Raw genomic sequence first — 12,248 nt, 5'->3', positions numbered from 1 at the left:
CAGGGGGTCAGCAACCTGCTGATGTCACATGGCTACGCGTTGACTAACGGGTTAGGAGTTCGTCATCTGGAGACATGAAAAGCCCTTCTTGAAGGGCCTTTTGCAGTCGCACAAGGAAACATTGAGTGATCATGACGTCAGGCAGCAGTGGGCTTGTCACCACGTCGGCGCCTGTGCTAGCCAGCTTCTGCTGGAAGTATCCGTCGGCGAGCAACGCGCTGAGCACCAGCACCGGACGACCGGCCGCGCCGCCCACGAGCTCAGCGATCCGCGGCTGCGCGCCCGCGCAATATCCCACCAGCACTTCGCGCTCCAGCAGGCCCGCGACCTGCTCGGCCAGGTTCTCGACCTGGTTTTGGCCGACTTCCAATCGTGTGCCCGCGGCGGCCACGATGACCAGCGGGCCTTTCTCCAGGTGCGCGGCGGCACGCTGCGCCAGAACTTGGGCCAGTTCTGGCAGCGGGCCCAATGGCGGCGCGGCTAAAGTGCCCGGACGTGAAGCGACAGCCTGCGCAATATCGTCGGTCGTATGCACCCCGTCTGAGACCAGCAATGGCAGGACCACTGCCGGCTCGCCTTCGGGCAGGGCCGCGATGACCGATTCGAGCCGGGGTTCCTGGACATCCACATAGGCTTCGTGCCAGAGAAGCTGCCCCGGGAATTGCTGTGCGCTCATGCGTTCAAGATCGGCACGCAGGTCGTGGATCAGCTGCTGCCCATGGAGGTTGTCTGTGCCATGGGATGTGGCCACGATATGGATCGTCTGCTGGGTCTTTTGGCTCATGATTTTGTCCTCATGGATGAAGTTGGGCGCCTATTTGGCATTGCGGATTAGCTTGTGGTTCGCGGCTTGCGCCTGCGGGCGGATGACAATCTCATCGAGATTCACATGTGCAGGGGCGCTCACCGCATAGCGGATCACCTCGGCAACGTCTTCGGCGGTCAGCGGATGATCCACGCCAGCATAGACGTTATCGGCAGCGCTCTGGCTGCCCAACCGGCGCAGGGAGAACTCTTCTGTCTGCACGAGGCCAGGCAGGATCTCGATAACGCGCAAGCCGTTCTCGACTTCTTCCAGGCGCAGAGCCTGGGTCATGGCCCGTTCTGCAGCTTTCGCTGCGTTGTAGCCGCTGCCGCCTTCGTAGCTGGCCAGTGCCGCCGTGGACGTGACGTTCAGGACGGTGCCGCGCGCCTCGCGCAGCTGCGGCAGCAGGGCACGGGTCAGGCGCATGGTTCCCATTACATTGGCCTGCCACATGAATTCCCAGTTCTCGTCAATCGCATCCGCCCAGGTCTCCGTTCCCCGGGCACCGCCAGCGCAGTTGACCAGCGTGTCGACGCCGCCCTGGGCGAGCACGGTTTCCGCCAACGAGTCGACATCAGCCTGCACGCTGACATCTGCTGGAACGGCGATCGCACCGCATTCGGCAGCGAGGCTTTCCAAGCGTTCTGCACGGCGGGCCACCGCGAAGACGGTCCACCCTTGAGCGCGCAGAGCGCGTACGGTTGCCTGCCCGATTCCGCTGGAAGCTCCGGTCACGACGGCCGAACGGGATGAAGTGCTATTAGTAGTAGTCATGCAACAACTGTAGAACTAGATGATTACCAGTTGGTAAGGCATGAATTTCTCTTACGTTTCATCTGGCATGGGTTTTGCCGCGCTCAGTGGAAGGAATCCAGCGCGGCACCGCCCGCTGGTACTGCCAATACGCCTGTCCGTATTTCTGCGCCAGGGCATCTTCTTCAGCGGGTATCTGGAACTGGTCGAGCCAGCAGGCGAGCGCGACGCTGGGAACAAGCCCCAGTAGCGAGCCCCGCCACATGGCATAACTGGTGGATACGGCAACCATTCCCAGGTACATCGGATTGCGGGTGCGGGCAAAGAGTCCCGTCGTGACCAAAGCAGTGCTGTTCTCCGGACGCCGCGGGTTCGCGGTGGTCTTGGTGGCATGGAAAGAGAGTCCTGCGCCTAGGGCAAGGCCAGCACCGCCAATGGCCAAGAGCCCGGCCATGAGTTTTAACCCGGTTGATGAACGCACCTCGGGAACCAGCAGCCGTTGTGCAGCCATCGCGGCTGCTGCAATGGCCGGTGGCGGCATTCGAGGTGCTCTTCGTCGCTCCATGCACAAGATGGTACTCGCCACGGGCGCCGCGTGGTGCAAGCCATGGGCAACAATGTCCTGGCACCGGGCAAAACATGAAAGAATAGAGGCATGGCAGAAGAAAACTTGGGCACAGACACGCCCGCAACGGTTTCCGTTCCTGACAAGCCAGCATTGGAAGGCTTGGAGGAACGTCTTTCGTCCCGGTGGCGCACCGAGGGCACCTATCACTTCAATGAGGATACGACTCGCGAAGCCGTGTACTCCATCGACACTCCCCCGCCAACTGCTTCGGGTTCGCTGCACGTAGGACACATGTTCTCCTACACGCAGACCGACGTACTGGCCCGCTACCAGCGCATGAACGGCAAGAACGTTTTCTACCCACTGGGTTGGGATGATAACGGGCTGCCGACCGAGCGCCGCGTGCAGAACTACTTCGGTGTCCGTTGCGACCCGACCAAGCCTTACATCGAGGGCTACCGTCCACCAGAAAAGCCGGCGAAGAACCAGCGCGACTGGGACGTCATCAGCCGCAAGAACTTCATCGAGATCTGCGAAGAGCTCGCGGTCGAGGACGAGAAGGTCTTCGAGCAGCTGTTCACCACCCTGGGCCTTTCGGTTGACTGGCGCATGACCTACCGCACCATCGACGACAACTCGCGTGCGGCCTCGCAGCGTGCGTTCCTGGAGAATCTGGCCAAGGGCGACGCCTACATGGCCGAGGCCCCAACCCTGTGGGACGTGACCTTCCGTACCGCCGTGGCCCAGGCCGAACTCGAAGACCGTGAAATGCCGGGCGCCTACTACCGCTACGCATTCTCTGCCGACAACGGCGAGCAGGTCTTCATCGAGACGACCCGCCCGGAACTGCTGGCAGCATGCGCCGCCCTGGTGGCGCACCCGGATGACGAACGCTACCAGCACCTGTTCGGCAAGACCGTGACCTCGCCGATCTTCGGCGTTCCAGTCACCGTGCACCCGCACCCGTTGGCCCAGGCCGACAAGGGTTCGGGCATTGCCATGGTCTGCACCTTCGGCGACCTGACCGACGTGACCTGGTGGCGCGAACTGCAGCTGCCAACCCGTCCGATCATCGGACGCGACGGCCGCATCCTGGCCGAGACCCCGGAGTGGATCACCACCGAGGCCGGCAAGGAAGCCTACGCCCAGATTTCGGCAAAGACCGTGTTCTCCGCCAAGGAAACCGTCGTTGAGATGCTTTCCGAAGCCGGCCTGCTCGATGGCGAGCCGAAGAAGATCTCCCGTCCGGTGAACTTCTTCGAAAAGGGCGACAAGCCGCTGGAGATCGTGACCTCGCGCCAGTGGTACATCCGAAACGGCGGCCGCGACGAAGAGCGCCGCAACCAGATGATCGCCCGCGGCCAGGAAATTGATTTCCACCCGTCGTTCATGCGTTCGCGCTACGAGAATTGGGTGTCGGGCCTGAATGGGGACTGGCTGGTATCCCGCCAGCGGTTCTTCGGCGTACCGGTACCGGTGTGGTACCAAGTCGATGAGCACGGCGAACCGAACTACGATGCACCGCTGCTGCCGACCATCGACCAGCTTCCGGTTGATCCGGCGGCCGACGCGCCTACCGGCTACACCGAGGACCAGCGTGGGGCAGCCAACGGCTTCATTGGCGATGCCGACGTGCTGGACACCTGGGCAACCAGCTCGCTGACCCCGCAGATCGTGGGCCGTTGGGGCCGCGACGACGAGTTCTTCGCGAAGGTCTACCCGTTCGACCTGCGCCCCCAGGGCCACGACATCATCCGCACCTGGTTGTTCTCCACCGCGGTGCGTGCAGATTCCCTGCATGGCAACGCTCCGTGGAAGCACGCCGCCATTTCGGGCTGGATCCTGGACCCGGACCGCAAGAAGATGTCCAAGTCAAAGGGCAACGTGGTGGTTCCGAACGAAGTCCTGGACAAGTTCGGTGCGGACGCCGTCCGCTACTGGGCGGCCAGTGCCAAGCTCGGTGCCGACACCGCCTATGAAGTGAACCAGATGAAGATCGGCCGCCGCCTGGCCATCAAGATCCTGAACGCTTCGAAGTTCGTGCTGAACTTGGGTGCCACCGAGGCCAATGTGCTGACCGATGATGCTTCGGTAGTCACCAACGGGCTTGACCGCTCGCTGCTCGCCCGCCTGTCGACCGTTATCGAAGATGCCAAGCGCGCTTTCGACAACTACGACTATGCTCGAGCTCTGGATATCACCGAGTCGTTCTTCTGGTCGTTCACCGACGACTACGTGGAACTGGTCAAGGACCGCGCATACGGTGGCCATGGAGAAGCCGAGCAGGCTTCTGTTCTGGCTGCCTTGGCCACCACCTTGGATTCGGTGCTGCGTTTGTTCGCTCCGTTCCTCCCGTTCGCCACCGAAGAGGTCTGGGGCTGGTGGCGCAACGGGTCCGTGCACCTGACCCAGTGGCCAAGCACCGAGCACCTGTCTGCAGCAGTCGAGGGCGCCGACCCTGCAGTACTGCCGCTGGTTGGCGTAGCCCTTTCGGGAATCCGCAAGGCCAAGTCCGATGCAAAGGTCAAGCAGCGCACCGAGGTGCTCTCGGGCGAGATTCACGCGCCTGCAGCCCAGGTTGCCCAGCTCAAGGCAGGCTTCGAGGACTTGAAGTCCGCAGCCAATGCCCGCGAGTTGTCCTTGGTTGAAGCCGAAGGCGAACTGACTGTCGCCAACGTCGAATTGGCTCCGGCCGAAGAGGCGTAAGCGCCATTAAACAGGACCGGTTGCCATCCCCTCAACGGGATGGCAACCGGTTTTTCCGTTTCTATTCCTCTTTCTCCCCCGGATCTGGACGATCCTTCTGCAGTGGAGATTCAAGGGTTTTTTCTGTGGGACGAGCTGCGCGTCGACGTTGGTCGGTGAAGTATTTCAGCTGGTCTTCGGCGCTGTTCTCAAGACGATGCCTCTGGACCGGAGTCTTGGACCGGTCAGCTGGCGAATCTCCATTGGCCATCATCTTTCCCTTCTGCTCCATGCCAACGGCTGGATCCCCATCAATGTCCAGCCGCCGGCGAGTGAGCGTTTAGTTCTGCGCGTTCTGGTAAGCCTGCTGGATCACCGAACCCCAGTATGGCCCGAACATGGTGTCGCGCACGGAGCTGTATCCGAAGCTGTTCACCGAGTTCTGGTAGCCGTCCGAACCGCTGCCCAGGAACCATGGTCCGCCCGAGGAGCCGCCGGTCATGTTGCATGGAATGCCCTGGGACTGCGACTGGCCAAAGGGATCGTCGCTCGCGTAGCCGGTGCATGACTGCAGGGTCTCGCCGTTGAATGGCGAGGCAGCTGGGTAGCCGTACGCGGTGTACTGCTCGCCGCGTGCCTGGTTGAATGCAACGCCGGATGCGCCGACGGCATCTGTCAGGGTCGAACCACCGCTCGTGCTGACGACTGCGAAGCCGGTGTCATAGGAGATGTCACCGCCGTTGGACCATTCGGTTGGCGCCACCAGCTCGGTCGCTGCGAAGGAGCCGTACGGTGCGTTGCCATTCTCGTAGGCCGGGACGAATACCCAACGGGTGGCGAATGCGCCCGGTCCTTCGTTCAGGCAGTGCCCTGCAGTGGAGACGGTCGACTCATTGGCGGAGACCACAGCATTGCCGGAGCAGACATAGTCTGATCCACCAAGGGTGAAGAAGACCTTGCCGATGTGCGAGACCGGAGTTTCCTGGGTTGCGCGGGTCTTGCCACCCTTCTTCTGCGTCTGCTTGCCCGCGGCAACGTCAGCTCCATGGCCAGCCACCTTGGCAGGCTTGCCGATTTCGACCTTGGCGGCCGAGCCCGACTTTCCAGCAACGAGTGAATCTGCGTTCTTTGCGGCCTTCATCCGGTCTGCGGTCCAGTAGTCCACCGCAGCTTCAGCCTTCTGCTGAGAGATCGTGATCGACTCGATCTCTCCGCCCGTTGTCGTCGGCGTTGCCGAGGCCATTGGGGCCGCGCTAAGCATCAGTGCGCTCGCAAGGACTGCGGCGCCTGCCAGCTTGCGGCGCCCTCTGCCCTTGGATGAATCCGTAATTAGAGAACGAATCTGCACGATTTAACTCCTTGTCCAGAGGCTTCTTTGCCACTATCGATGGGGGTGCGGTTGCACTCGTGGGAAATAGTCAAACACACACTTCAAGCATTTTCTACAGGAACCTTTCCCTCCGTCGACCGTGTCGTGATTCGCCTGCGGCGCTCAATTTGTGAAGCGAAATTAGCCTGGAACAGATACTTTAATTCGTCCGCGCACGTTGCCCGCTCCCGCGCTGATAGCCCAGCCAGATCAGCCGGTTTCGGCTCGACCCCAAAATTACTTGTGAATCAAATCACTATTGGATCTCCAGGATTCATCTTTCAACGGCAGGCCACCAACCGCGAATATATGAAACGGAAACTTCGGTAACAGGTACTTTTCGGCAGTACGATGGCTGGGCAGAAGGAAAAAATATGAGTTAATTAGATGTCGAAAATGGACTTATTCACGCGTCTGAGCACAACACGGAACCAACGCCTGGATCACCAGTGGCCTCCCTGCGACACCGCGTTCTGCGTTCGCAGGTCCCTGCAGGGGCATCTCGGGCTCACCACCAAGACGATGGGCGCATGGCCTAAGTCATCGGCCGTCCGCTACTTTTGGCGAGATCATCCCAAGCAATCCGTCGAACCTCGTGCGCCGATTACCTGAAGCATCCGTTAGCGAGCGCCGGCCAATGAGAATGGCTGCCGGGAATCATTTTCGCCGGCAATGTGTGAGCCAGTTTCCGCGCTCCACGAAGATCCGGTGAAATGATCGACGCAACCCCTCAGGACAGTGTGGCCAATTCTCCGCCGCACAAGGAGCACATCGGATGGATAACTGCATCAATCGAAGCGCGGAAGGTCGGTAGATCCACGCTGACGCTGCCGCTGAGTTCCCTGCTAAGCACAAAGGACGTTGTCTCTCCATGAGACAACGTCCTTTGGACAATGAATTTTCGCTTAGTCGAAAATTGGGCTTTCGGTGCGGGTACGCTTCATTTCGAAGAAGTATGGGAACGATGCGAGTTGCGCCGCGGCATCAAACATCTTGCCTGCATCTTCTCCGGTTGGAATGCGAGTGATTACCGGCCCGAAGAAGGCAACGCCATCAACGGCGAGGATTGGTGTTCCGACATCCTGGCCCACTTTGCCAATTCCAACCTCGTGGCTGGCACGCAAGGCCTCGTCATTGGCGTCGGTATCCGCCGCCTCAGCGAGGTCTGCGGGGAGTCCGACCTTCGCCAGGGCCTTGGAAATCACTTCCCCACGATCTTCGATCTTTTCGTAATGGAACAGCTCGCCCATTGCCGTGTACAGGCTGTCTTTAACGTCATCGCCGTGCTCCTGGGCGGCACGGGTGATCACACGTACCGGTCCCCATGAGTTGTCCATCATCGCACGGTAGTCAGCGGGAAGATCCCGTCCTTCGTTAAGCATTGAAAGGCTCATGACATTCCAGGTCACATCGATGTTGCGGACCTTTTCTACTTCCTTGATCCAGCGGCTCGTCGCCCATGCGAATGGGCAGATTGGATCGAACCAGAAATCAACTTGCTGACGTTCAGCCATGAACTACCAACTTTCTTTCGAAAAGAACTTTATGGACGTGGTCTATGCAGACTTCTTGTCGCGCTTGGCGACCATCGCGTGCGAGAGCAGCGTGGGCTCTTCGCGGTCGATTACGGTGGCGCGAGTGATTACCACTTCAGCTACATCGTCGCGGCTTGGCAAATCGAACATCACTCCGCCAAGAGTTTCTTCAAGAATCGAACGCAGGCCACGTGCGCCCGTCTCACGTGCAATAGCCAGTTCCGCGATGGCGTCGAGAGCGGATCGGTCGAAACTCAATGCTACGCCGTCCATCTGGAACATCTTCTGGTACTGCTTGAGCAGTGCATTCTTCGGCTCGGTCAGCACTCGAACCAACGCATCCTTGTCCAGGTGCTCCACCGTCGTGATCACCGGGAGGCGTCCAATGAATTCTGGAATCAGTCCGAACTTGAGCAGGTCCTCAGGCCGAACATCCGAATAGGAAGCAGTTTCGGACTTCAGCGCGGTCAGCGGGGCCCCGAAGCCAATGCCTTTCTGTCCTGCGCGAGAAGAAATGATCTCTTCCAAGCCTGCAAAGGCGCCGGCAACAATGAAAAGAATGTTGGTGGTATCGAGCTGAATGAAATCCTGATGCGGGTGCTTGCGGCCACCCTGAGGTGGCACGGCTGCAACTGTACCTTCAAGAATCTTCAGCAGTGCCTGCTGGACACCTTCGCCTGAGACATCTCGCGTGATCGAAGGGTTCTCGCTCTTGCGGGAAATCTTGTCGATCTCGTCAATGTAGATGATGCCGGTTTCAGCCTTCTTGACGTCATAGTCGGCGGCCTGGAGGAGCTTGAGGAGAATGTTCTCCACGTCTTCTCCCACGTAGCCTGCTTCGGTAAGGCTTGTCGCGTCTGCGACTGCGAATGGAACATTCAGCTTCTTCGCCAACGACTGAGCCAGATAGGTTTTGCCGCATCCAGTAGGACCGATAAGCATGATGTTCGACTTCGAGACTTCCACGTCATCCAGTGGGTCTTCGTTAGTCAGCGCAGCAACGGGACCGTGGTCCTGGTTGCCGTGGATGCGCTTGTAATGGTTGTAGACAGCAACCGAGAGTGCCCGCTTGGCGTTCTCTTGGCCGATGACGTATTCCTGCAGCGAATCAAAGATCTCGCGTGGCTTGGCCAGGGAGAACTCTTCATGCACCTGCTCTTCGGCAAACTCTTCGGCGATGATTTCGTTGCAGAGTTCGATGCATTCAGTACAAATGTAGACACCATGGCCTGCAATTAGCTTCTTAACCTGCTTCTGGCTCTTCCCGCAGAAAGAGCATTTCAACAGATCCGAGCCTTCACCCATGCGTCCCATCGCACCATTCTCCCGTTTACTTGAGTAGCTGTGGACTTACTCAATTCTAGGCTAGTTGTCCCCCAAATTAGATGAATATGGCGGTTTACCTGTGTTGCGCCTTCTGCCTTTGGACAGACCGGCAACTAGGTAAACCGCCATTCATCCTGGATTATTCCAAGTATGCGCTAGCTTCCCAGCTGGGCGCGGTTCAGCTTGCGAGGAGTCAATACCTCGTCAACGATGCCGTAGGCCTTTGCTTCGCTCGCCGTCATGAACAGGTCGCGCTCCACATCATCGCGGACCTTCTCAACTTTCTGGCCAGAGTGGGATGCAATGGTCTCTTCCAGCCAGCTGCGCATGCGCATGACTTCCTCGGCCTGGATCTGCAGGTCGGTCGCGGTACCGCGTTCGCCGCCACCCATTGCTGGCTGGTGGATCAGCACGCGGGCGTTGGGCAGCGCCAAACGCTTGCCCGGGGTGCCAGCTGCGAGCAGTACTGCTGCTGCCGAGGCCGCCTGGCCGAGGCAGACGGTCTGGACCTCTGGGCGGATGAACTGAATCGTGTCGTAGATTGCAGTCATCGCGGTGAAGGAACCACCTGGCGAGTTGATGTAAAGGGTGACGTCGCGCTCTGGGTCCATGGATTCCAGGACCAGCAGCTGGGCCATGACATCATCAGCCGATGCGTCATCGACCTGGGCGCCGAGGAAAATGATGCGATCCTCGAACAGCTTTGCGTAAGGGTCCTGGCGCTTGAAACCGTATGGGGTGCGCTCTTCGAACTGTGGCAGGATGTAGCGGGCCGACGGCATCTGACCGCTAACGGCTTCCGGATTGAAGTTCATGGTTTTCTCCTTGGACAAATCTTTGGGTATAAAGCGGTGCGGTACGACTACTTGTCGTCGTCGCCTACAACACCGGTGACCGAGCCTGCGTGGGTTGCGATCTGATCGAAGAAGCCGTACTTCAGGCCTTCTTCTGCGGTGAACCACTTATCACGCTGGTTGTCGATGAGGATCTGCTCCACGGTCTGACCGGTCTGTTCTGCAGTCAGCTCGCTCATGACCTTCTTCATGTGCATGATCAGTTCAGCCTGGATCTTGATGTCCGAGGCGGTACCGCCGATGCCGCCCGATGGCTGGTGCATCAGAATGCGTGCGTTCGGAGTGGCGAAACGCTTGCCTGGGGTGCCCGAGGACAGCAGGAACTGGCCCATCGATGCTGCCAGGCCGGTAGCTACGGTCACCACGTCATTCGGGATGAAGTTCATGGTGTCGTAGATTGCCATGCCAGCGGTGATCGAGCCGCCTGGCGAGTTGATGTACAGGTAGATGTCCTTCTCAGGATCCTCTGCCGAGAGCAGCAGCAACTGCGAGCAAATGGCATTCGCATTGTCGTCGCGGACGTCGGAGCCCAGCCAGATGATGCGCTCCTTGAGCAGGCGGTTGTAGATGTAGTCATCACGGCCGGCCGGCTCTGCGGCTGCCATAGTGGGAGTGCGCGAATCATTTGACATGTTCTCTACCTCTTCCAAACGTGTAGATCAGTTTCTGGAATCTCTGTTTCTAATCCCATAGCTGCAACTGGTTACTTTGAGATTACTTACTTCAAGGCGAACTTGGGCCGTTTCATGCCCCTGTTTCGCTCACGGCGCATGATGCACGCCTGAAGCGAACAAAAATGGCCATCGGCGGCTTGCGTTGAACAAGCGGCCGACGGCCATCAGAGTTTAGTGAAGACTACTTGGCTTCTTCGGTTTCAACCTCAGCTGCCTCTTCTTCACCGGCTGGCTTGACGAAGGAGGTCAGGTCAACTGCGGCACCGTTGGAATCAGTGACCGTAGCGAACTCGAGAACCTTTGCCAGTGCCTTGCGGCGGCGAACTTCGCCCATGAGCATCGGAACCTGGCCTGCGCCGTCCAGCATCTGTGCGAACTGGTTTGGCTCCATGCCGTACTGGCCTGCGGTCTGGACGATGTAGTCGATCAGCTCGGACTGCTCGACGCCAACTTCTTCAGCATCTGCAACTGCGTCCAGGATGATTTCGTTCTTGAAGGCACGCTCGGTGTTCTCGCGAACCTCTGCACGGTGCTCCTCGGTGTCGTGGCCCTCTTCGGAGTTCGGAGCGTTGAAGTGCTGCTCGATCTGCTCGTCGATAACCGAAGCAGGAACAGGGACCTCAACCAGCTCAACCAGCTTGTCCAGAACCAGCTCACGAGCCTCTACGCCCTGCTCGACGACCTTGCCCTCTGCGGCGTCCTTTGCCAGGTTCTCGCGCAGTTCGGCGATGGTGTCGAATTCCGAAGCCAGCTGAGCGAAGTCGTCGTTAGCTTCTGGCAGTTCACGCTGCTTCACAGCGTTGACTACGACCTTGACGGTTGCGGACTTGCCAGCGTGCTCGCCGCCAGCCAGGGTGGTTTCGAAGGTTGCGTCTTCGCCAGCGGACAGGCCGGTAACGGCTTCGTCCATGCCCTCGAGCATGTTGCCGGAACCGATCTGGTAGGACAGGCCCTGTGCGGAGTCGACTTCTTCGCCTTCAACGGAAGCCGTCAGGTCGATGGTTACGAAGGAGTCTGCAGCTGCTGGAGCTTCAACTTCCTTCAGGGTGCCGAAACGGCCGCGCAGGTCGTCGAGAGCCTTCTCGATGTCCTCGTCAGCAACTTCCTTGGCTTCAACAGAAACCTCGATGCCCTTGTAGTCCGGAAGTTCAACCTTCGGACGTACGTCTACCTCAAGGGTGAAGACCAGCTGGCCTTCGCCTTCCTTTTCGAGGGATGGCAGTTCGGTGATGTCTACCTCTGGGCGGGACAATGGGGTGAGTTCGTTCTCAACCATTGCCTTCTGGTAGTACTCGTTCAGACCTTCGTTAACAGCGGTCTCGATGACGTGGCCACGGCCGACGCGCTGGTCGATCAGCTTTGCAGGAACTTTACCCTTGCGGAAGCCGGGGATCTGGATCTGCTGAGCGATGGTCTTGTACGCCTCATCGACGCGGGGCTTCAGTTCCTCGTAAGGAACTTCAACGGTCAGCTTAACCCGGGTCGGGTTGACGTTTTCGACGGCGCTCTTCACAGCGTTGTACTCCTGAGTTGTCTAATATTAGGTCTAATCTGCAAAAACCCCGCAACATGGTGGCGTTGCGGGGTTGTTCGACAGAGTCGGGGTGACAGGATTCGAACCTGCGACCTCACGCTCCCAAAGCGCGCGCTCTAGCCAAGCTGAGCTACACCCCGATTAG

The 12,248-nt window shown here is 59.2% G+C and carries 10 protein-coding genes and 1 tRNA gene; 1 reads left to right on the top strand and 10 read right to left on the bottom strand.

What is annotated here, in order from left to right; all coding sequences use genetic code 11:
• Positions 1-43: 43 nt before the first annotated feature.
• Genes ANI01nite_RS00055 through ANI01nite_RS00045 form a run of 3 tightly spaced genes read right to left on the bottom strand, consistent with a single transcriptional unit; the run spans position 44 to position 2,123 of the window.
• The gene (locus tag ANI01nite_RS00055) at positions 44-784 is read right to left on the bottom strand and encodes a sirohydrochlorin chelatase (protein WP_141355212.1); all 741 of its coding nucleotides are present in this window, start codon (positions 782-784) and stop codon (positions 44-46) included.
• Between the two features lie 30 nt (positions 785-814).
• On the bottom strand, positions 815-1,579 hold the full coding sequence (locus ANI01nite_RS00050) for an SDR family oxidoreductase (protein WP_073706122.1): 765 nt from the start codon (positions 1,577-1,579) through the stop codon (positions 815-817).
• Positions 1,580-1,637: 58 nt separating this feature from the next.
• Entirely contained in the window at positions 1,638-2,123 is a 486-nt protein-coding gene (locus ANI01nite_RS00045; RefSeq protein ID WP_141355211.1) for a methyltransferase family protein, read from the bottom strand.
• Positions 2,124-2,213: 90 nt separating this feature from the next.
• On the opposite strand from ANI01nite_RS00045, the gene valS reads away from it, so the two are divergent.
• Positions 2,214-4,832 (top strand): valine--tRNA ligase, encoded by a 2,619-nt coding sequence (gene valS / locus ANI01nite_RS00040; protein ID WP_141355210.1) that lies wholly within the window; start codon positions 2,214-2,216, stop codon positions 4,830-4,832.
• 319 nt (positions 4,833-5,151) lie between these two features.
• Here the strand turns inward: valS and ANI01nite_RS00035 are convergent, their stop codons facing one another.
• From ANI01nite_RS00035 to ANI01nite_RS00005, 7 genes are all read right to left on the bottom strand, one after another.
• A complete protein-coding gene (locus tag ANI01nite_RS00035) occupies positions 5,152-6,159 on the bottom strand; it encodes a trypsin-like serine peptidase (protein ID WP_141355209.1) in 1,008 nt (335 codons plus the stop codon).
• A gap of 926 nt (positions 6,160-7,085) precedes the next feature.
• The gene (locus ANI01nite_RS00030) at positions 7,086-7,694 is read right to left on the bottom strand and encodes a mycothiol-dependent nitroreductase Rv2466c family protein (RefSeq protein ID WP_141355208.1); all 609 of its coding nucleotides are present in this window, start codon (positions 7,692-7,694) and stop codon (positions 7,086-7,088) included.
• A gap of 42 nt (positions 7,695-7,736) precedes the next feature.
• Positions 7,737-9,029, bottom strand: coding sequence for an ATP-dependent Clp protease ATP-binding subunit ClpX (gene clpX, locus ANI01nite_RS00025; RefSeq protein WP_038990813.1), 1,293 nt, complete (start codon positions 9,027-9,029; stop codon positions 7,737-7,739).
• A 167-nt stretch (positions 9,030-9,196) separates the two neighbouring features.
• Complete coding sequence (locus tag ANI01nite_RS00020; protein WP_038990812.1) at positions 9,197-9,856, bottom strand: ATP-dependent Clp protease proteolytic subunit; 660 nt, start codon at positions 9,854-9,856, stop codon at positions 9,197-9,199.
• A 47-nt stretch (positions 9,857-9,903) separates the two neighbouring features.
• Complete coding sequence (locus ANI01nite_RS00015; RefSeq protein WP_255209556.1) at positions 9,904-10,527, bottom strand: ATP-dependent Clp protease proteolytic subunit; 624 nt, start codon at positions 10,525-10,527, stop codon at positions 9,904-9,906.
• Positions 10,528-10,750: 223 nt separating this feature from the next.
• On the bottom strand, positions 10,751-12,082 hold the full coding sequence (gene tig / locus ANI01nite_RS00010) for a trigger factor (RefSeq protein WP_038990810.1): 1,332 nt from the start codon (positions 12,080-12,082) through the stop codon (positions 10,751-10,753).
• An 86-nt stretch (positions 12,083-12,168) separates the two neighbouring features.
• A tRNA-Pro gene (locus tag ANI01nite_RS00005) sits at positions 12,169-12,243 on the bottom strand.
• Positions 12,244-12,248: the final 5 nt, after the last annotated feature.

It is taken from the genome of Glutamicibacter nicotianae, from assembly GCF_006539525.1.
GTDB classification, from domain to species: domain Bacteria; phylum Actinomycetota; class Actinomycetes; order Actinomycetales; family Micrococcaceae; genus Glutamicibacter; species Glutamicibacter nicotianae.
This window is presented reverse-complemented; position numbering and strand designations above follow the sequence as displayed.